18 protein-coding genes are annotated in these 19,917 nt (G+C 72.3%); 13 read left to right on the forward strand and 5 right to left on the reverse strand.

Annotated elements, in window-relative coordinates; genetic code table 11:
* The first annotated feature begins 233 nt into the window (after positions 1 to 233).
* Complete coding sequence (locus tag AAH979_RS00690) at positions 234 to 377, forward strand: hypothetical protein (RefSeq protein WP_346256210.1); 144 nt, start codon at positions 234 to 236, stop codon at positions 375 to 377.
* 114 nt (positions 378 to 491) lie between these two features.
* On the opposite strand, the gene AAH979_RS00695 is transcribed toward AAH979_RS00690, so the two are convergent.
* The gene (locus AAH979_RS00695; RefSeq protein ID WP_346256211.1) at positions 492 to 962 is read right to left on the reverse strand and encodes a MarR family winged helix-turn-helix transcriptional regulator; all 471 of its coding nucleotides are present in this window, start codon (positions 960 to 962) and stop codon (positions 492 to 494) included.
* Between the two features lie 225 nt (positions 963 to 1,187).
* Here AAH979_RS00695 and AAH979_RS00700 point away from each other — a divergent pair, with 225 nt between their 5' ends.
* A complete protein-coding gene (locus AAH979_RS00700) occupies positions 1,188 to 1,979 on the forward strand; it encodes a maleylpyruvate isomerase family mycothiol-dependent enzyme (protein ID WP_346256212.1) in 792 nt (263 codons plus the stop codon).
* Between the two features lie 78 nt (positions 1,980 to 2,057).
* Here the strand turns inward: AAH979_RS00700 and AAH979_RS00705 are convergent, their stop codons facing one another.
* A complete protein-coding gene (locus tag AAH979_RS00705) occupies positions 2,058 to 2,777 on the reverse strand; it encodes a siderophore-interacting protein (RefSeq protein ID WP_346256213.1) in 720 nt (239 codons plus the stop codon).
* A gap of 166 nt (positions 2,778 to 2,943) precedes the next feature.
* Between AAH979_RS00705 and AAH979_RS00710 the strand changes: the two genes are divergently transcribed.
* The 5 genes from AAH979_RS00710 (at position 2,944) to AAH979_RS00730 (ending at position 6,545) form a co-directional block, all read left to right on the forward strand.
* Positions 2,944 to 3,552, forward strand: a complete 609-nt coding sequence (locus AAH979_RS00710; RefSeq protein ID WP_346256214.1) for a TetR/AcrR family transcriptional regulator — start codon at positions 2,944 to 2,946, stop codon at positions 3,550 to 3,552.
* Between the two features lie 104 nt (positions 3,553 to 3,656).
* The gene (locus AAH979_RS00715) at positions 3,657 to 4,127 is read left to right on the forward strand and encodes a hypothetical protein (RefSeq protein WP_346256215.1); all 471 of its coding nucleotides are present in this window, start codon (positions 3,657 to 3,659) and stop codon (positions 4,125 to 4,127) included.
* Between the two features lie 40 nt (positions 4,128 to 4,167).
* Positions 4,168 to 5,043, forward strand: a complete 876-nt coding sequence (locus tag AAH979_RS00720) for an alpha/beta hydrolase (RefSeq protein ID WP_346256216.1) — start codon at positions 4,168 to 4,170, stop codon at positions 5,041 to 5,043.
* 102 nt (positions 5,044 to 5,145) lie between these two features.
* A complete protein-coding gene (locus tag AAH979_RS00725) occupies positions 5,146 to 5,514 on the forward strand; it encodes a GntR family transcriptional regulator (RefSeq protein WP_346256217.1) in 369 nt (122 codons plus the stop codon).
* Entirely contained in the window at positions 5,511 to 6,545 is a 1,035-nt protein-coding gene (locus AAH979_RS00730; RefSeq protein ID WP_346256218.1) for a hypothetical protein, read from the forward strand. Before AAH979_RS00725 ends, AAH979_RS00730 begins: the two co-directional genes overlap by 4 nt.
* A gap of 53 nt (positions 6,546 to 6,598) precedes the next feature.
* Here AAH979_RS00730 and ilvD read toward each other — a convergent pair whose 3' ends face one another.
* Positions 6,599 to 8,446: a dihydroxy-acid dehydratase gene (gene ilvD, locus AAH979_RS00735; RefSeq protein ID WP_346256219.1), complete on the reverse strand. Its 1,848-nt coding sequence runs from the start codon at positions 8,444 to 8,446 to the stop codon at positions 6,599 to 6,601.
* A 413-nt stretch (positions 8,447 to 8,859) separates the two neighbouring features.
* Between ilvD and AAH979_RS00740 the strand changes: the two genes are divergently transcribed.
* From AAH979_RS00740 to serA, 6 genes are all read left to right on the forward strand, one after another.
* The gene (locus AAH979_RS00740; RefSeq protein WP_346256283.1) at positions 8,860 to 11,058 is read left to right on the forward strand and encodes an EAL domain-containing protein; all 2,199 of its coding nucleotides are present in this window, start codon (positions 8,860 to 8,862) and stop codon (positions 11,056 to 11,058) included.
* Positions 11,059 to 11,311: 253 nt separating this feature from the next.
* On the forward strand, positions 11,312 to 13,249 hold the full coding sequence (locus AAH979_RS00745) for an acetolactate synthase large subunit (protein WP_346256220.1): 1,938 nt from the start codon (positions 11,312 to 11,314) through the stop codon (positions 13,247 to 13,249).
* A gap of 10 nt (positions 13,250 to 13,259) precedes the next feature.
* A complete protein-coding gene (gene ilvN, locus AAH979_RS00750; protein WP_101370234.1) occupies positions 13,260 to 13,775 on the forward strand; it encodes an acetolactate synthase small subunit in 516 nt (171 codons plus the stop codon).
* Between the two features lie 70 nt (positions 13,776 to 13,845).
* On the forward strand, positions 13,846 to 14,859 hold the full coding sequence (ilvC, locus tag AAH979_RS00755; protein ID WP_346256221.1) for a ketol-acid reductoisomerase: 1,014 nt from the start codon (positions 13,846 to 13,848) through the stop codon (positions 14,857 to 14,859).
* A 203-nt stretch (positions 14,860 to 15,062) separates the two neighbouring features.
* Positions 15,063 to 16,307: a mannosyl-3-phosphoglycerate synthase gene (gene mpgS / locus AAH979_RS00760; RefSeq protein ID WP_346256222.1), complete on the forward strand. Its 1,245-nt coding sequence runs from the start codon at positions 15,063 to 15,065 to the stop codon at positions 16,305 to 16,307.
* Positions 16,308 to 16,602: 295 nt separating this feature from the next.
* Positions 16,603 to 18,207, forward strand: a complete 1,605-nt coding sequence (gene serA / locus AAH979_RS00765) for a phosphoglycerate dehydrogenase (protein WP_346256223.1) — start codon at positions 16,603 to 16,605, stop codon at positions 18,205 to 18,207.
* Positions 18,208 to 18,266: 59 nt separating this feature from the next.
* Here the strand turns inward: serA and AAH979_RS00770 are convergent, their stop codons facing one another.
* Together AAH979_RS00770 and AAH979_RS00775 are read right to left on the reverse strand one after the other, a co-directional pair.
* Positions 18,267 to 18,620, reverse strand: coding sequence for a hypothetical protein (locus tag AAH979_RS00770; protein ID WP_346256224.1), 354 nt, complete (start codon positions 18,618 to 18,620; stop codon positions 18,267 to 18,269).
* A gap of 369 nt (positions 18,621 to 18,989) precedes the next feature.
* Positions 18,990 to 19,850, reverse strand: coding sequence for an FAD:protein FMN transferase (locus AAH979_RS00775; protein WP_346256225.1), 861 nt, complete (start codon positions 19,848 to 19,850; stop codon positions 18,990 to 18,992).
* Between the last annotated feature and the right edge of the window lie 67 nt (positions 19,851 to 19,917).

Below are 19,917 nucleotides of genomic sequence, written 5' to 3' on the forward strand. Positions count from 1 at the left end.
CACTTCGGTGACGGCCCTGCCGGGTCGGCAGGGGTAGTCACTTCCCGTGTCGGGGGCGCCGCCCAACGTGTACTCACTGGTGATCATGCTAATCGAGGTGTGTGCTGGTGTAAATATCCCGTGCTCATGGCGGGGGTGACCGGCTGGGTCGGCGCGGCGCCGAACACCAGGGAGGTCTGCGAGGCGGTCACGACATCTTCCTGGACGACAGCGTCAAGATCGCGGACTACTCGGTGAAGGCGATCGAGAAGCAGTTCGGCGTGGCGGATCAAGAGGAGCAGATCCAGACCACACTCACCGGGCTCGCCGGCCAGGTGGGGGCCGAGGCCGCCAAGGCGATCGACCCGAAGGTCAAGGCGCTGGTCGAGGCCGCCTGACCGGCCGGTGGAGGATCGATTCGAGTGCCGATGCGCTGGGCGAGAAGCGGTTGACGAGTCACCCTTAGTGGCGGGTGGGTGGAGGAGTCGCCTCAGCGGATGCGGCTTCGCGGTTCACTCGTCGAAGGGGTCGTCCTTCAGGTTCTCCAGCACGGTTTCCGAGATGGCGGCCAGTGTGTCGAGCTGGCGAGGGCTGAGCACGTCGATGAAGAACTCGCGTACGTAGCGGAGGTGCAGCCGGCTGGCCTTCTCGATCACCGAGCGCCCCTCCTCGGTCAGGGCCACGTGGTTGCCACGGCTGTCCTCGGCGCAACTGCGCCGCTCGACCAACCCGCGCGAGATCATCCGCGAGATCTGGTGGGTGAGCCGCGTCTTCTCCCACCTGAGGACTTCCCGCAACTCGAAGACCCGCAGCGGACCATGCGGCGACTGGTGCAGGGCGCTCAGGACGGCGAAGTCCGGCAGGGAGATGCCGGCCTCCCGGAGCAACTGCCGGTTCATGTGGCGCCGGACGTCCTCCTGCATCGTCAGGAAGCCGTACCAGGCACGTCGCTCGCGCTCGTTCAGCCACTCGGGCTCAGTCACTCCCGCAACGCTACCGGCAGGGTGACCCCGCCCAGGAGCTGACGGCAGCCGGGTCACCTGCCGCGTCGAGCCGTGCCGGGTCGGCGGGCCGGGTGTGCTGCTCCGGTCGGTCCGCCCGGTGGGTCGGGCCGTAGGGCGGCGCCCGGCCGGGGCCAGCGGGCATGATGGGCGGGTCGCGCCGGCCGATCCGGAGCCGGCGACGGACAACCCGGGAGACAGGAAGACATGGCCACTACTGCCGACACGACCATCGCCGCCCTCCGCTCGGGCCACGACGAACTCGCGGCACTGGTCCGCGATCTCGGCCCGTCCGACCTGACCCGGCCGTCCGGGGCCAGCGAGTGGCAGGTGTCGCAGGTGCTCAGCCATCTCGGCAGCGGCGCCGAGATCAACGAGGCCACCCTCGATGTGGCGCTGGGCAGCCGCCCCGCACTGGAGGCGGACTTCAACAAGCAGGTCTGGGCCCGGTGGGACGCGAAGACCCCGATCGAGCATGCCGAGGGCTTTCTGGAGGCCAACCGCCGGCTCGTCGAGCGGTACGAGTCGCTGGACGCGGCCACCCGGTCCAGCGTGCGGATCGACCTCGGTTTCCTGCCCGAGCCGGTCGATCTGGCGACCGCGGCCGGGATGCGGCTCAGCGAGTTCGCCCTGCACGAGTGGGACGTGGAGGTTGCCTTCAACCGGTACGCGACGGTGGCGCCGGAGGCGGTGCCGCTGCTGCTCGACCGACTCGACGGCCTGCTCGGTTGGATCGGCCGGCCGGACGCGGTCGGTGACCGGCCGGTGGAACTGGGGCTGCGGCTGACCGACCCGGACCGGTCCCTGGGGCTGCGGCTGACCGACCGGGTCGAGCTGGTGGAACGGCCGGAGCAGCCGGTCGGCGAGATCAGCGGACCGGCCGAGGCGTTCCTGCGGTTGGCCGCCGGCCGGCTGTCGCCCGAGCACACGCCCGACACGCTGACCGTGACCGGCCCGCTCGGCCTGGACGACCTGCGCCGGGTCTTCCCCGGCTACTGACCGGCCCAATCCACCCGGTCGGCACGGTTCACCCGGTCGGTCCGGGCGGTGATCGGACAGAATCTCCGGCCTGGGTCCTCAGTCGAGGCCCCGCCGCCCCGGAGCCCAGAACGGCTTGACCACGATCTGGCGCCGGGACCAGCCCCGGTCCCGGACCAGATGGTCCCGGACGGCCTGACAGGTGCGGGCCTCGCCGGCCAGGTAGGCGGTGCCCGGCTCGCCGGGCAGGTCGAGTGCGCACACCGCCGGGAGCAGCGTCCCGCTGTCGGCCGGGTCGGCGTCGCCCCGGTACACCCAGTGGAGTTGCCGCCCGGCGGGCAGCGGTACCTCTCCGCCGGGGCGGTCGGTGACCAGCACGCCGTACGCCGGAGTCCGGGCGGGCAGCGCCCGCAGCATGGCCCCGAAGGCGACGGCGGCGGTCTCGTCGCCGACGAACAGGTGGTACGCCGACTCCCGCAGGGTCAGCCGACCCTCGGGACGGGACAGGCTGATCGACTGACCCGGCCGGGCGTTACGCGCCCAGGACGCGCCCGGCCCGTCGCCGTGGTCGAGTACGCCGAGGTCGAGGCTGCCCCGGTCGCGGTCCAGTGCCCAGACCGAGTAGCTGCGCCGGGCGTCTCCGGGGCGGCGCAGCCAGTCGCGTGGCGGCGTGACGTTGACGCGTACGTGCTGGCCGGGGAGCCACGGGACGGTCCGGAGCCGGTCGCCGGTGACGCGCAGCCGGCGCATCCGGTGGGTCACCGGCTCCACCTCTTCCACGACGCCGGACAGGAAGAGCAGGTCGGCGGGGCTTTTCATCTCGATCCTCTCTGGCCGCCCGGAATGGAACCGGGCGGTGACCGGATGGACGGGTTCGGCGAGGCGCGGCCGGCGAGCGTTAACTGACCGACTGTCGGTCGGTAACGGTGGACCCAACCTACCGACCGCTGGTCGGTTGTCAAGGCCGGCGTTAGGCTCCGGCGCTATGAGCGGCACCAGAGCGACGGCACGGCGGCCCCGCGCGGCCCGGGCACCGGCCGAACGACCGGCACAGATCCTGGACGCGGCGGCCCGGGTGCTGCTCCGGGACGGTGTCGAGGCGACCATCGACGGCATCGCCGCCGAGGCCGGCCTCGGCAAGGGCACCGTCTACGAGTACTTCGGCTCCAAGGCCCAGGTCTTCACCGCGTTGCGGAACCGCTGCAACGAGCAGATCCTGGCCGCCGGTGCCGCGGTGGTCTCGGCCGCACCGGACGCACCAGCCTTCGACCGGGTACGCCGGTTCGTCGCCGGGATGGTGGAGTTCGGGGTGGCGAACGCCGCCCTGATCGGGGTGCTGTTCCACGAGGCCGGCATCGAGGAGCGCGACGAACTCGGGCCGATCCGGGCCGGCCTGCTGGACCTGGTCGAGCGGGGGGTGCGCGGCGGTGAGCTGGCGGTCGAGGACCCCGCCTTCACGGTCGAATTCCTGCTGCACGGGCTGCACGGGGTGCTGGAGGGCGCCCTGGCGGACGGCCTGGACGCCGGCCCGCTGCTCGACCGGGTGGACGGGGTGCTCGTCGCGCTGCTCAATCCGGTCCGCGCGCAGACCTGACCGGGGTCCGTGCACCGGGCCTGCTGCCGGTGACCGGGCGGTCGAGCGGTACTTGACAGTGCTCGTCAAGTACTTGACACTGAACGTCAAGTGAGGAGGGTGGCGTGCCGCCGACCCATGACGAACTCGTCGAGCAACTTCTCCGGACGATGGACGTCCGGTTGCTCGATCCGCTGGAGATCCTGCTGGACGGGGACGACGTGGTCGACGCGCTGCGTACGGTGGTGCGGGTTCGGGCCGAGGCGTGGGCGCACCGGCTGGTCGACGGCGACGACCGGGCGGCGGTCGGCACCGCGATGCGGATCGTCTCGACGCTCTATCCCGGCGACGGCCCGTTCGAGCCCCCGCTCGACTGGTGGCGCAGCCCGCTGGGCCAGGTCGTCGCGCGCCGGGTCGGGCACCCCACCGCCGACTCGGTGACGTACGCGGTGGCCGGGGCGATGCTCGGGATCACCCGGCAGGGCGTCCACGACCTGGTCAACCGGGGAAAGCTGGTCCGTCATCCGGAAGGCGGTGTGCTGCCCTCCTCCATCCGCGACCGGCTACTGGAGGAAGGACGGCCCCGCCGTGTCTGATTTATCTGCCAGCTCCGAAATATCCATCAACTCTGGCCCGGTGCCGATCGTCGCCCGGGACTTCGGCGGGTCCGGCTCCCCGATGCTGCTGCTGCACGGCGCGGGCGGCAACCTCGTCACCATGTCCGGGCTGGCCGAGGGGCTGCGCCCGGCGCATCGGGTGGTCGCGGTGGACCTGCGCGGACACGGCCGCTCCGGCGACGGCCCGTGGAAGTGGGACGAGGTGCTCGACGACCTCGGTGCCGTCGCCGACGAGCTGGAGTTGACCCGCCCGTCGGTGGTCGGCATGTCGCTGGGCGGCATGCTCGCCAGCCTCTGGGCGGCCCGCCATCCCGACTGCCCCGGCGCGGTCAGCCTGGACGGCAACCCCACACCGAGCCGGCCGGAGGACCTCGCCGGCCTGGAGCCGGACCGGGCGGCGGCCGAACTCGCCCGGCTCCGCGAGGTCTTCGCCGGGATGTCCGCCGCGACGGCTCGGCCGCTCACCGCCGAGCAGGTCGCGGCGGCGGTCGCCGGACAGCGGGCCATGGCCCGTGGGTACGGCTCCGCCGAGGAGGTCTGGGTGGAGGCGTTCCGGCGCAACCTGGTGCCGGTGGACGGCGACACGAGCCGGCTGCGCCCCGATCCAGGGCTGACCGAGGAGTTGCGACTGGCCATGGAGTCGCTGGACCTCGTCCCGGTCTACCGCGACGTCCGCTGCCCGCTGCTGCTGGTGCTGGCCACGGTGGACATGCCCGAACAGCGCCCCTTCCACGACCTGTACGCCGCGCACCGGCGTCGGGTCCTCGAGCGGTTGGCGGCGGTCCGGGACAACCCGTGGCTGGAGGTGCGCGAACTCGACGGCGCCAGCCACGCCATGGTGGCCGAGCGCCCCGGCGAACTGGCCGAACTGATCACCCAGTTCCTCCGCCGGTAACCCGCCCGCCTCCTCCGGTCCGGACCCGAACGGTGCCGTGCGTGGTGCCGGTCCGGCGTACGTGCTTGCGGATAGTGCCACTTGTTCTAGTAGAATGCGAACATGTTGTTTCGGGTGGCACCGGGCAGCGGCGTACCGCTGGCCGAGCAGATCGCCGGCAATGTGCGCCGGGCACTGACCGACGGCGCACTCAGCCCGGGAGACCGGCTGCCGGCCGCGCGGGAGTTGGCCGGCACGCTCGACGTGAACATGCACACCGTGCTCCGGGCGTACGCGGTGCTGCGCGAGGAGGGGCTGATCGAGCTTCGCCGAGGCCGGGGCGCGGTGGTGACCGGTCAGGTCCCGCACGAGCGGGCCCGGGTGATCGAGTCGGTACGGGAGTTGGTGACGGCTGCCCGCCGGGCCGGCGTCGGCCTGGACGAGGCTGTCGTGCTGCTGCGGCAGCAGTATTCGAGAGAGGTGAGCCCATGAGGAGCGTCCGGTGGATGATCGGCAGCGGTCTGCTGCCCGCGGCCCTGGTCGGCGGTGCGGCGGCGGTGACACTGGCCTGGCGGAGCCGCCTCCCGGAGAGCCTGCCCAACTCCGGCGGCGTCGGTGACCGGCCGATGCTCAGCACGATCGGTGTCGACACCCTGGCCGGAGTGCTGCTCGGCGCCGCGCTCGCGGTCTGGGCGACCGGGTTGCTGGTCTTCGCGCTGACCCGCCGGCTCTCCTTGATCGGGCGGCACTGGCTTCGGCTCGGTGCCCAGGTCGCGGTGAACGGCACCGCCGCGGCCAGCGGCACGGTGCTGCTGATGATGCTCGGTGCCGCGCTGGACGCGCCGACGGCCGCCGACGTACGCCTCTCCTGGGGCTACTTCGCCGCGCTGATGGCGCTGCCGATGGTGGCCGCGGCGGTCGCCGGGCTGCTGGCGTACCTGCTGGCCGGGGCGGCGCCCCCGGCGTCACCCGGCACCGGGTCCCCGACCCGGACCCGGGCGGCGGTCGGGCCCGACGTCCCGGAGCGGACCGTCGCGGCCGGGCCGGTGCTGGCGGCCGGGGCCGACGAGCGGCTGCTCTGGTGGGAGTTCCGGGCACTGCGCCCGATGCTCTGGACGACCGGGGCGCTGGCCCTCACCGGGGTGCTGATGGTCGCCGTCCTGGTGCCGCTGGTCGGCGTCGCCGGCTGGGCCGGTGCCGCACCGATGGTCTCGGCCCTGGCGATGCTGCCGTTCACCCGCTACCGGCTGGTCATCGACGGCGAGGCGGTCCGGGTGGCGATCGGTCCGCTGCGACGGCGGGTGCCGATCTCCGCCATCGCCGCCGCCGAGGCGGACCACCTGGCGGTGGAGGACTGGCTGCTCCGCAGCATGCTGCGCGGGTCCACCGCCCGCGACCTGCCGCTGCTGCCCGGCCCGGCGCTGGCGCTCCGGCTGACCGACGGCAGCCGCCGGCTGGTCACCTGCCGGGACGTGCCGACCGCGGTGGCGATGGTGAACACCCTGCGGGCCCGCCGGGCCTGACGCGGCGGCGAGCGCGGGTCACCCGTCGGGGGTGCCCGCGTTCGCCGTCGTGCTCACTCCGGGACGCGCCGGTAGGCGCCGTCGCTGGCCGAGGTCGCCATCGAGGCGTACGCGCGCAGTGCGGCGGAGACCGGCCGGTCCCGGTCCACCGGCGTGTACGGCCGCTCCCGCTTCTCCTGCGCGATCCGGCGCGCCTCCAGCACCTCCGGGGCCACCGCCAGCTCCATGCTCCGGGCGGGGATGTCGATGACGATCTCGTCGCCGGACTCGACCAGCGCGATCAGCCCGCCACCGGCCGCCTCGGGGGAGACGTGCCCGATGGAGAGCCCGGAGGTGCCGCCGGAGAACCGGCCGTCGGTGATCAGCGCGCACTCCCGGCCGAGGCCGCGTCCCTTGAGGAACGAGGTGGGGTAGAGCATCTCCTGCATCCCCGGCCCGCCCTTCGGGCCCTCGTACCGGATCACCACCACGTCACCGGCGACGACCCGCTTGCCGAGGATCGCGTCGACGGCGGCCTCCTGGGACTCGTAGACCTTGGCCGGGCCCCGGAAGGTGAGGCACTCGGCCGGCACCCCGGCGGTCTTCACCACCGCGCCCTCCGGGGCGAGGTTGCCGTGCAGGATGGCCAGCCCGCCGTCGGCGGTGTAGGCGTGCGCCCGGTCCCGGATGCAGCCCCCGGCCGCGTCGGTGTCCAGGGTGGACCAGCGGTTGGCGGTGGAGAACGGCTCGGTGGTGCGTACCCCGCCGGGGGCGGCGTGGAACAGCTCGATCGCCTCCCGGCTCGCCTTGCCGCCCCGGATGTCCCAGTCGGCCAGCCAGCCGTCCAGGTCGGCCGAGTGCACCGCGTGTACGTCCCGACGCAGCAGCCCGGCCCGGTCCAGCTCACCGAGGATCGCCGGGATGCCGCCGGCCCGGTGCACGTCCTCCATGTGGTATTTCGGGGAGTTCGGCGCGACCTTGGCCAGGCAGGGCACCCGGCGGGAGATCTCGTCGATGTCCGCGACGCCGAAGTCCAGCTCCGCCTCGCGGGCCGCGGCCAGCAGGTGCAGCACCGTGTTGGTGGAGCCGCCCATCGCCACGTCCAGGGCGACCGCGTTCTCGAACGCGGCCCGGGAGGCGATCGACCGGGGCAGTACCGAGGCGTCGTCGTCGGCGTACCAGCGGTTGGCGATCTCCACGACGAGCCGGCCGGCCCGCTCGAAGAGGTCCTTGCGGGCGGCGTGGGTGGCCAGCACCGAGCCGTTGCCGGGCAGCGCCAGGCCGATCGCCTCGGTGAGGCAGTTCATCGAGTTGGCGGTGAACATGCCGGAGCAGGAGCCGCAGGTGGGGCAGGCGGAGCGTTCGATCGCGCCGAGCTGGTCGTCGGTGACCGCGTCGTTGGACGAGGCGATCATCGCGTCGATCAGGTCGATCTTGTCGTGCACGATCCCCTCGATCGCCACCGTCTTGCCGGCCTCCATCGGGCCGCCGGAGACGAAGATCGTCGGGATGTTCAGCCGGAGCGCGGCGAGCAGCATCCCGGGCGTGATCTTGTCGCAGTTGGAGATGCAGACCAGGGCGTCCGCGCAGTGCGCGTTGACCATGTATTCGACGGCGTCGGCGATCAGCTCGCGGCTGGGCAGCGAGTAGAGCATCCCGCCGTGCCCCATCGCGATGCCGTCGTCGACCGCGATGGTGTTGAACTCCCGGCCGACGCCGCCGGCCTCCGCCACCGCGTCCGCGACCAGCCCGCCGAGGTCCTTGAGATGGACATGCCCCGGTACGAACTGGGTGAAGCTGTTCGCGATGGCGACGATCGGCTTGCCGAAGTCGTCGTCGGTCATCCCGGTGGCCCGCCACAGCGCGCGGGCGCCGGCCATCGTCCGGCCGTGTGTGGAGGTCTTCGACCGCAGGTCAGGCATTCGACCAGTGTGGCACTCCGGGCCGCGCTCCGCCGCCTTCGCGGTCCGCCGGGTCCAGCCAGCGGGACGACGGCGAGGCCCCGACCCGGTCAGCCTCCGCCGGAGGGGCCGGCTCGATCTGGCCCGATGATCCCGGTGATGCCCGAATGGGCGGTCTGTGCCTCTGATCGAGGAACCGGCGCGCGCTCCCCCATGGAGTGCGGTCGATCCGGCAGAGTGAACCCGTGCAACTCGTCTCCGGTGCGCCGGCCCTCGCCGTGGCGGCCGGCCTCGCATCCTGCTGCGGGCCGGTCATGCTGGCGTTGTCGGCGCACCGGCACACCGGTGCGCGCCGGACCGGGCACTGGCTGCTCGCGATCGGTGGCGCACTCGCGGCGGCCAGCGCCGCCCTGGGGCTGTTCGCGCTGGTCACCATGACCGAGCACTGGCAGCACGAGCAGGCCCAGCGCGGCGGCCTGGCGACCCTGATCGCGGCGGGGATGGCGGTCAGCGGGGCGCTGCTCTGCGCCGGTCTGCTCCGGTTGCCCGGCGTCGCCGAGACCCCCGCCGCGGCGCTCCGGCTGGTGCTGGACGGGCTGGTGATCGGGGCGGCGCTCTGGTTCGTCGGCTGGGTGCTGCTCACCGACCCGACCCGGGTGCTCGGCGACCTTACCCCGAGCGGCTGCCTGGCCATCCTGGTGGCCACCGTCACGGCGGCGGTGGCGGTCGGGCTGACCTTCATCGTCGGCGCCCGGGCGCGGGCGCCCCGGCGCGGGCTGCTGCTGGCCGGTACCGGCGTGACCGTGGTGACCGGGTCCGGGCTGGCCATCTCGGCCGGGATCTGCCAGGCCGGCCCGGTGGTCGCGCTGGTCGGGGCGGTGCTGCTGCCGATCGGCCTGCTGATGGTCGCGCTGGCCGGTCGGGCACCCGACCCGGCCGGCGGGCCGGACGGCGATGTCATCCGGCGCGGCACCTACGCCGTGTTGCCGATGGTGGCGATGGCCGTCTCCGCCGTCTACCACCTGCTGGTCGGCGGCAGCTTCACGATCCTGGCGGTGGTGGCCGGCATCGTCGAGGGGTTCGGCCTGGTCGCCCGGCAATACCTGGCGCTGGCCGACGTACGGGCCTACGCCGGTCGGCTCGCCGAGCGGGAGGCGCACTTCCGGGAACTGGCGCACACCGACCCGCTGACTGGGCTGGCCAACCGCCGGGGGCTGCTCCGGGCGGTGCAGCAGCAGGCCGACTCGGAGACGCCCTGGGTGCTGCTCGGGCTCGACCTGGACGGCTTCAAGAACGTCAACGACATGCGCGGGCACGATGTCGGCGACGCGGTGCTGATCGAGGTGGGCCGGCGGCTGAAGAGCAACCTGCGCCCCGGCGACCTGGCCGCGCGGCTCGGCGGTGACGAGTTCGCCGTACTGATGCGGGCCCGGCCTGCCGAGGCGCAGCGGATCGCGCAGCGGCTGCTCGGTGTGGTCGGCTCGGCGTACCGGCACGAGGCCGGGTCGGTCTTCCTGTCGGTCAGCATCGGGGTGGCGGACAGCGCCGACGCCGCCGACGTGGAGACCCTGCTGCGCAACGCCGACCTGGCCCTGCGGTACGCCAAGCAGCGCGGCAAGAACCGCGTCGAGCGGTACGACGTGGCCTACGACAACCTGCTGCGCCGGCGTACCACGCTGGAGCACGAGCTGCGCGGCGCGATCGAGCGGGACGAGCTGCACCTCGCCTTCCAACCGGTGGTGGCGGTCCCGTCGGTCCGGCCGGTCGGCGCCGAGGCGCTGCTCCGCTGGCACCATCCCGAGCTGGGCAACGTCGGCCCGGACGAGTTCATCCCGCTCGCCGAGGAGTGCGGGATGATCGCCAAGCTCGGTGCCTGGGTACTGCACCGGGCCTGCCACCAGCTCTCCCTCTGGCTGGCGGCCGGGCACGACGTCTGGGCGTCGGTCAACGTCTCGCCCCGGGAACTGCACGCCCCGGAGTACGTCCTCCAGGTCACCGAGGCGCTGCGCGCCCATCGGGTGCCGCCGCAGCGGCTGGTGCTGGAGGTGACCGAGCACGCCGTGGCGACCGACCTGGACGAGCTGATCCGCCGGCTCCGGGCACTGCGGCTGACCGGGGTACGCATCGCGCTTGACGACTTCGGCGCCGGGTACTCCTCCCTCGGCCAGCTCCGCCGGCTGCCGATCGACATCCTCAAGATCGACCATAGCCTGGTCGCCGGCCCGGAGCCGATCCGGCCACCGGACGGCCGGGCCTTCGCCCCGATGGTGGACGTGGTGATGCGGCTCGGCCACCAGCTCGGGCTGGAGGTGATCGCCGAGGGGGTGACCAACCGGACGGAACTCGCCGCCGTGGTCGAGGCGGGCTGCCGGTTCGGGCAGGGCCAGCTCTTCGGTTGGGGAGTGCCGGCCGAGCATCTGGAGGCGATGCTGGAGGCGGCCAGCCCGCCCGAGGGGAGCGGATCGGAGTCCCGCCCGCAGGGCGACACCGGCACGTCCACCTCCCGGATCGGCGGCAACAACCGCAGCGCGCCCCGGCAGCGCAGACCGAGCGACGGGCCGGTGGACCCGAAAACCGACAGTGCCCAGAATGCGGGATCAGTTGACTCATCGCGTGAGATGCGTCAGGCTTAGCCACATGTCTGCGACCAGGTCCTTCCGAGTACTTATCTGAGCGCACTCTCGACTCCCGAGAGTGCGCAGGCCCCGTGCATCAGCACGAGGGCCGTTTTTATTGGCCACGTATCCCGCGCTGGCGGCGCAGTCGCCCCGGTTGGCGTTCACTCCTGCCGGTTTGTGTGGATCGGCCGCCGGCCGAGGCGGCCCGCCCGCACCGCACCGTACATCTGGAAAAGATCACTGCTCCGAGCCGAAGGCCTGAATAGCCATGACGAGACCCACACCCGAGACCCTGGCCAACAGCGCGCGGCGCCACCGGTCCGCCGCTGCCGAGGGGAGCAACGACCCCTCCGACCAGTTCCCCCGCCGACTCCGCCCGGGTGCCCAGCCGGCCGCTGACCAGGCCGGCCCGCTTGCCGAGCCGGTCCGGGCGGCCGGAACCGGGCAGGTGGTAGCACCGGTCCGGGTCTCCGGGGCCGGCTCGCTGGTGAAGTCGCTGGAGGCGCTCGGCGTCGACGTCGCGTTCGGCATCCCGGGCGGGGCGATCCTGCCGGCGTACGACCCGCTCTACGACTCGTCGGTGCGGCACATCCTGGTCCGCCACGAACAGGGCGCCGGGCACGCCGCCACCGGGTACGCGCAGGCCACCGGCCGGGTCGGGGTCTGCATCGCCACCTCCGGGCCGGGCGCGACGAACCTGGTCACGCCGATCGCGGACGCGTACATGGACTCGGTGCCGATGGTGGCGATCACCGGTCAGGTGGCCCGGCCGGCGATCGGCACGGACGCCTTCCAGGAGGCGGACATCCAGGGCATCACCCTGCCGATCACCAAGCACAACTTCCTGGTGCAGACCGCCGAGGAGATCCCGCGGATCCTGGCCGAGGCGTTCCACCTGGCCGCCACCGGCCGGCCCGGCCCGGTGCTGGTCGACATCCCCAAGGACGTGCTCCAGGCGCAGACCACCTTCAACTGGCCGCCCACCCTGGACCTGCCGGGCTACCGGCCGACCCTGCACCCGCACGGCAAGCAGATCCGCGAGGCGGCCCGGCTGATGACCACGGCCCGCCGCCCGGTGCTCTACGTCGGCGGCGGCGTGCTCAAGGCCGGTGCCACCGACGGGCTGCGCAAGCTGGCCGAGCTGACCGGCATCCCGGTGCTGACCACGCTGATGGCCCGGGGCGCCTTCCCGGACTCGCACCCGCAGCACCTCGGCATGCCCGGCATGCACGGCACGGTCGCCGCGGTCTACGCCCTGCAGAAGTCGGACCTGATCGTGGCCCTGGGGGCCCGGTTCGACGACCGGGTCACCGGCAAGCTGGACTCGTTCGCCCCGGGGGCGGCGGTCGTGCACGCCGACATCGACCCGGCGGAGATCGGCAAGAACCGCGCCGCCGACGTGCCGATCGTCGGCGACGCGAAGTACGTGATCGACGAGCTGATCGAGGCGGTCCGGGCCGCCACCGCCGGCCAGACCGCCGCGATCGACCGGACGGAGTGGTGGGCGCAGTTGGACGACCTGCGCGAGCGGTACCCGCTCGGCTACGACGAGCCGACCGACGGCACCCTGGCCCCGCAGTATGTGATCGAGCGGCTGGGCGCGATCGCCGGCCCGGAGGCGATCTACGTGGCCGGGGTCGGCCAGCACCAGATGTGGGCGGCGCAGTTCGTCTCGTACGAGAAGCCGTACACCTGGCTCAACTCCGGCGGCCTGGGCACCATGGGGTACGCGGTGCCGGCGGCGATGGGCGCCAAGGTCGGCAAGCCGGACACGGTGGTCTGGGGCATCGACGGCGACGGCTGCTTCCAGATGACCAACCAGGAGCTGGCGACCTGCGCCCTGGAGGGGATCCCGGTCAAGATCGCCGTGATCAACAACGGCAACCTGGGCATGGTCCGGCAGTGGCAGACGCTCTTCTACGGCGAGCGCTACTCCAACACCGAACTGGGCACCCACAAGCACCGCATCCCGGATTTCGTCAAGCTGGCCGAGGCGCTGGGCTGCGTCGGGCTGCGCTGCGAGAGCAAAGCCGACGTGGACAAGACCATCAAGGCCGCGATGGAGATCAACGACGCGCCGGTGGTGGTCGACTTCGTGGTCGGCAAGGACGCCATGGTCTGGCCGATGGTGGCCGCCGGCACCAGCAACGACGAGATCATGTTCGCCCGTGGGGTCCGCCCCGCCTTCGACGACGACGAGCTGTGAGGCCGGAGCGATGAGCAAGCACACCCTGTCCGTGCTGGTGGAGAACAAGCCCGGTGTCCTGGCCCGGGTGAGTGGGCTCTTCTCCCGCCGGGGCTTCAACATCGACTCGCTGGCGGTCGGTGAGACGGAGAACCCGGACGTCTCCCGGATCACCATCGTGGTCAACGCCGAGACCTCGCCGCTGGAGCAGGTCACCAAGCAGCTCAACAAGCTGGTCAACGTACTCAAGATCGTCGAGCTGGACCCGGGCGTCTCGGTGGCCCGGGAGCTGGTGCTGGTCAAGGTCCGGGCCGACCGCTCGCAGCGGGCCCAGGTGCTGGAGACGGTGAACCTGTTCCGGGCCAGGGTGGTGGACGTCGCGCCGGACACCCTCACGATCGAGGCGACCGGCACCGCTGACAAGCTGGACGCGCTGCTGCGCGATCTCGAACCGTTCGGAATCAAGGAAATGGTGCAGTCGGGTCTGGTGGCCATCGGGCGGGGCTCCCGTTCGATCACCACCGGTTCGGCGCTGCGGGCCGCCTGAGCACGGCGGACCCCGCATAACGATTGGCAACGGCGGGCCCGGCCGGGTCGCGCCGCAGGAGAGGAAAGTCATGACCGCTGAGGTGTTCTACGACGACGACGCCGACCTGGGGCTCATCCAGAGCAAGAAGGTCGCGGTGCTCGGGTACGGCAGCCAGGGCCACGCCCACGCGCTGTCGCTGCGCGACTCGGGCGTCGACGTGGTGATCGGTCTGCCGGAGGGTTCCAAGAGCCGGGCCAAGGCGCAGGAGCAGGGCCTTCGGGTGCTGACCCCGGCCGAGGCGTCGGCCGAGGCCGACGTGATCATGGTATTGGCGCCGGACACCGCGCAGCGGTCGCTCTACGCCGAGGCCATCGCGCCGCACCTGACCGCGGGCAAGGCGCTGTTCTTCGGCCACGGCCTGAACATCCGGTACGGCTTCATCACCCCGCCGGCCGACGTCGACGTGGCGATGGTCGCCCCGAAGGGCCCGGGTCACCTGGTCCGCCGGCAGTACGTCGACGGCAAGGGCGTGCCCTGCCTGGTCGCGGTGGAGCAGGACGCCACCGGCACCGCCTTCCCGCTCGCGCTCGCCTACACCAAGGCGATCGGCGGCACCCGGGCCGGTGCGATCCGCACCACCTTCAAGGAGGAGACCGAGACCGACCTCTTCGGCGAGCAGGCGGTGCTCTGCGGCGGCGCCTCCGCGCTGGTGCAGACCGGTTTCGAGGTGCTCACCGAGGCCGGGTACGCGCCCGAGGTGGCGTACTTCGAGTGCCTGCACGAGCTGAAGCTGATCGTCGACCTGATGTACGAGGGCGGCATCGCCCGGATGCGCTACAGCGTCTCCGACACCGCCGAGTACGGCGACTACTCGCGCGGCCCGCGGGTGGTCGACGCCCGGGTCAAGGACGAGATGCGGAAGATCCTCTCCGAGATCCAGTCCGGCGAGTTCGCCCGGGAGTGGATCGCCGAGGACGACGCGGGCCGGCCCAACTTCACCAAGTGGCGGGCCGAGGGCGCGGCGCACCCGATCGAGGAGACCGGCAAGAAGCTGCGCGGCATGATGAGCTGGGTCGACCGTCCGATCACCGAGACGGCCTGACGTGGTGGTCGCTCCGGGCCGGTGAGCGTACCGGCCCGGAGCGGCACCGGCACGTGGTGGAGATCAATGTCGTTACCGGATCTTCCCCCGGCGAGTTACCGGATCATTGCCATTCGGAGTCCAATCGCTACCCCGACCGTTGTCGTCAGGAAATGGTCGGCGGTTACGGGCGGTTAATGCGTCCGCTCGGGTACTGTCGCCGCATGCGTCTGGAGCAATCGCACCGCACCGAGCGTTTCGGCGCCGTCCGTATCCACGAACTCCAGCGTGTCATACAGCTGGACTCGGGAGACGCCACGGGGACCACCGGCGAGGGGATCGTCTCGCAGGCGGCGATGCGCGCGATCGAGCGGCAGATGGTCATCGTCATTCCCTGTATGAATGAGACACGCAGAGTAATCGAAGGCGTGCTCTCGGGGATTCCGCACGACTGCCTGATCGTGCTGGTCTCGAACAGCGCCCGACATCCGGTCGATCGCTACGACATGGAAGCGCAGACCCTGGAGCAGTACTGCCGGGCGACCGAGCGGCCGGCGATCATGGTGCACCAGCGGGATCCGGGGCTGGCCGCCGCCTTCAAGGCCGCCGGCATGCCCGAGCTGATCGACGACGACGGGCTGGTCCGGGCCGGCAAGGGCGAGGCGATGCTGATCGGCATGGCGGTCGCCGCGCTGACCGGTCGCAAGTACCTCGGCTACATCGATGCAGATAACTATGTGCCGGGTGCCGTGCACGAGTACGTCAAGGTGTACGCCGCCGGCCTGCACCTGGCGGCCAACCCGTACGCGATGGTCCGGATCTCCTGGCACTCGAAGCCGAAACTGCGGGACGGGCGGCTCTTCTTCAGCCGGCGCGGCCGGAGTTCCGAGATCACCAACGAGTTCCTGAACCGGCTGGTGGCCGAGTATTCCGGGTTCGGCACCGAGGTGATCGCCACCGGCAATGCCGGCGAACACGCGCTCAGTCTCGACCTCGGGTTGCGGATGCGGCTGGCCGGCGGCTTCGCGGTCGAGCCGTTCGAGTTCGTGGAGTTGTTCGAACAGTTCGGCGGGCTGCTCGACACCGCCCATCCCGAGGTGATGGCGAGTTCCGTTCCGGTACTCCAGATCGAGACCCGCAACCCGCACTTCCACGACAACAAGGGCGAGGACCACGTGCAGGGCATGCGGATGCAGGCGCTGAACGTGCTCTACCACTCGCCGGTCGCGCTGCCCGCGGTCCGCCAGGCGATCCTCGACTTCATGGTCGCCCAGCAGGCGCTCGCGCCCGGCGAGGAGCCGCCCCGGGAGCGGATCTATCCGCCGGTCGGTTCGCTCGACCTGGACCTGCTGCGCGACGTACTGGAGACCGAGGCGGGGACCTTCCGCCAGCTCGGTACCCGGTCGCTGGTCAGCCAGCTCCGGCCGCACCCCGCGCTGCCCGGACCCGAGGTCTTCACCTCGGCCTGAGCCGCCGGCACGCCGTCCCGTCCCGTCCCGTCCCGGTCGGTCGCGGCGGCGACCAGCGGTTCCGCCGGAGGTTCCGGGATTCGGCGGCGCCGTCGGCGTCGGCGGGACCCGCCCCGCCGGTGGGCCTTGTGAGGGCACTCACGCGGTTCGGCGCCGCACCGTGCGCAGCAGGGCGCCTACGATCGGCAGATAGGTGCGTCCGCACCGTAGGGAAGCACCCGTTTGGCGGAGCGCGGGACGCAGTGCGGCGCCCACGTGGCCGCAGACCTCGCCCGGACGACATATACGAGGACCAATGACTCCCGTCGTACTGATCGCTGAAGAGCTCGCTCCCGCCGCAATCGACGTGCTTGCGCACGACTTCGACGTACGCCATGTCGACGGCACCGACCGCCCGGCCCTGCTGGCCGCGCTCGCCGAGGCCGACGCGGTCATCGTACGCAGCGCCACCCAGGTCGACGCCGAGGCCATCGCCGCGGCACCCCGGCTCAAGGTGGTGGCCCGGGCGGGCGTCGGGCTGGACAACGTCGAGGTGGCGGCCGCGACCGCCCGGGGCGTGATGGTGGTCAACGCGCCGACCTCCAACATCGTCTCCGCCGCCGAGCAGGCGCTCGCGCTGCTGCTGGCCGTCGCCCGGAACACCGCGAGCGCCAGCGCCGCGCTGAAGGCGGGGGAGTGGAAGCGGTCCAAGTACACCGGCGTGGAGATCCAGGGCAAGACCGTCGGCGTGGTCGGGCTCGGCCGGATCGGCGTGCTCTTCGCGCAGCGGATCGCGGCGTTCGGCACCCGGCTGATCGCGTACGACCCGTACGTGCAGCCGGCCCGGGCGGCGCAGCTCGGCGTACGCCTGGTCGGGCTGGAGGAGCTGCTCCGGGAGAGCGACTTCATCTCGATCCACCTACCGAAGACCCCGGAAACGGTCGGTTTGATTGGTGAGAAGGAACTCGCCCTGGTCAAGCCCGGTGTCCGGATCGTCAACGCGGCCCGGGGCGGCCTGATCGACGAGCAGGCGCTGGCCGACGCGATCGCCGAGGGACGGGTCGGCGGCGCCGGCATCGACGTGTACTCGAAGGAGCCCTGCACCGCCTCGCCGCTGTTCGCCTTCGACAACGTGGTGGCCACCCCGCACCTGGGGGCCTCCACCGCCGAGGCGCAGGACAAGGCGGGCCTGGCGGTTGCCCGCAGCGTCAAGCTCGCCCTGCAGGGCGAGTTCGTGCCGGACGCGGTGAACGTGCAGGCCGGCGGCGTGGTCGCCGAGGATGTCCGGCCGCTGCTGCCGCTCGCCGAGAAGCTGGGCAAGGTCTTCACCGCGGTGGCCGGCGGGGTGGCCGCCAGCGTCACCGTCGAGGTACGCGGCGAGATCGTCGCCAACGACGTCTCGGTGCTGAAGCTGGCCGCCACCAAGGGCCTGTTCACCTCGGTCGTGGAGGAGCAGGTGAGCTACGTCAACGCGCCGCTGCTCGCCGCCGACCGGGGCGTCACGGTGGCCCTGACCACGCACGCGGAGACCATCGACCACCCGAACCTGGTCACCGTACGCGGCGCGCTGCCGGACGGCCGGACCGTGTCGGTCTCCGGCACCGCCGTGCACGCCGGCACCCGCGACGTGCTCAAGCTGACCGAAGTGGACGGCTTCGACCTGGAGCTCGGCGCGGACGGCATCCTGCTCTTCTTCCGCTACGTCGACAAGCCCGGCGTGGTCGGCACCATCGGATCGATCCTCGGCGAGGCGGGCGTCAACATCGCGGCGATGCAGGTGGCCCGGCGGGAGGCCGGTGGCGAGGCGCTGATGACCCTGACGGTGGACTCGGCGACCGCGGCGGAGCTGCTCAGCTCGGCGGCCGACTCGATCGGCGCGGTCGCGGCGAGCGCCGCCGACCTGCGCGACGAGGAGGCGTGACCGGGGCCTGACCCGCGGTGTCCGGACGGGGCGATCGCCGCCCGGCCGCCCCGTCCGGGTCAGCCGCTCACCGGGGTCGGCGGCGGATAGACCGAGCCGTCCTGCGGGTCGAGCAGCATCAGGCCGTGCTGTGCGGCCAACCGTTCGATGTCGAGCAGTACCTGGTCCGGACAGGACTCGTCGAGGTTCATCTCCACGTGGTCGACGGCGACGTGCAGTGGAGTCACCGCCCACGGCGTGCCCGGCCCCGGCCGGTCCGGATAGCCGGCGGTGATCGCCCGGTGGAACGCCGAGATCCGCGGTTCCGGTTTTCCCCCGACATGGACACCCTGCCGGCACCGCCGGTGTGCCGCGCGTACGTCCTCGGCGCCGGCGCCGGGCCCGAGCGCCCATACGATCAGATCGAAGCTCACACCGGGCTCCCGTGTCCCAAGAGTGTTGACAGATCAGAACTCACGGGGGTACAGGGTGCCACTGAGTCGGTGACCTTTTCTCGGATAGCCCGCCGACACGCGGAACGGCAACTCTTGCGGGGACTCACGCCGGGTCGATAGCGTATTGACGCGGATACCCGGCGAGTTCCTGGGCGTGGACTCGTCTTCGGGTGATGAGGCGTCGCGCCGGCCGGGTAGCCAGCACCCCCGTGTGCGCGAGCCACGCGCACTCGTCGCTGATCGGCCCCCGCGATCGTTGCCGAGATCGCGGGGGCCGATCGCGTTTCCAGTCCTCAGGCGCGTTCCACAAGGGCGCGCGATCCTCCGGCTTCCTGCCGGCGGGTCGGGTCAGCGGGCGGTGGCGAAGAGGGCCCGGTACCCGTCCCGGGTGGGGAACCAGTCGAGGCCGGGACGGCCGGCGGCGAACAGGGCGGTGGCGTACCCGTCGGCGACCGCGAGATCCGGGCCGGCGACCGTGGCCGCGACCAACTTGTCGGCCGGCTGCCCGGTGTGCGGGTCGATCACGTGGCCACGCCGGCCGGCGACGCCCGAGGTGCCGATCGCGCCGGAGGTCATCTCCAGCATCGTCGGCTGCCGGTCGCCCTGGGTCGGGTGGTGTACCGCGATCCGCCAGGGGCCGCCGTGCGGCGCGTGGCCGCGTACCACCAGGTCGGCGCCGCTGACCACGGCGTAGTCCTCGATGCCGGCGGCGCGCAGCCGGGCGGCGGCCCGCTCCACCGCCCAGCCGACCAGCAGGCCACCCGGGTCGAAGCCGCCGGGCACCGCCCAGGCGTCGAACCAGCCGTCCGTGGCGGCCCGCATCGCGGCGCACCGGGCGACGATGTCGGCCAGTGGCGGGTAGGCGTCCGCGGAGATCTCGCCCCGGCGCAGCCGGGAGACCAGGCTGGCCGGCCGGGCCGGGCTGTAGGTGAGGTCGATCGCCCGCAGCTCGGCGACGGCGTCCCGCAGCGCGTCGCCGACGCCCCGCCAGCCGACCGCGCCCATCCCGTTCAGCACCAGGGTGTATTCGGCGATCGAGGTCTGCACGGTGTGTCGGGCGACCACCCGGTCGGTCAGGGCCGCGCCGGGCCGGACGTTGCGCCAGCCGGCGCCTAACCGCAGGTCCGGCCGTCCCCGGCCCACGGCGGGCGCCGGCGGCAGGCCCCGGCTACGCTGTCCCCGACCCCGGCCGCTTCCCGGGATTCGCATGTTCGCCCCCTGGATCCGCACGTTCGCCCCCTGGATCCGCGTCTAGCCCCGCCAGCCCGGTGGGCCG

The sequence above is a fragment of the Plantactinospora sp. ZYX-F-223 genome (genome assembly GCF_039649625.1).
Lineage (GTDB): Bacteria > Actinomycetota > Actinomycetes > Mycobacteriales > Micromonosporaceae > Plantactinospora.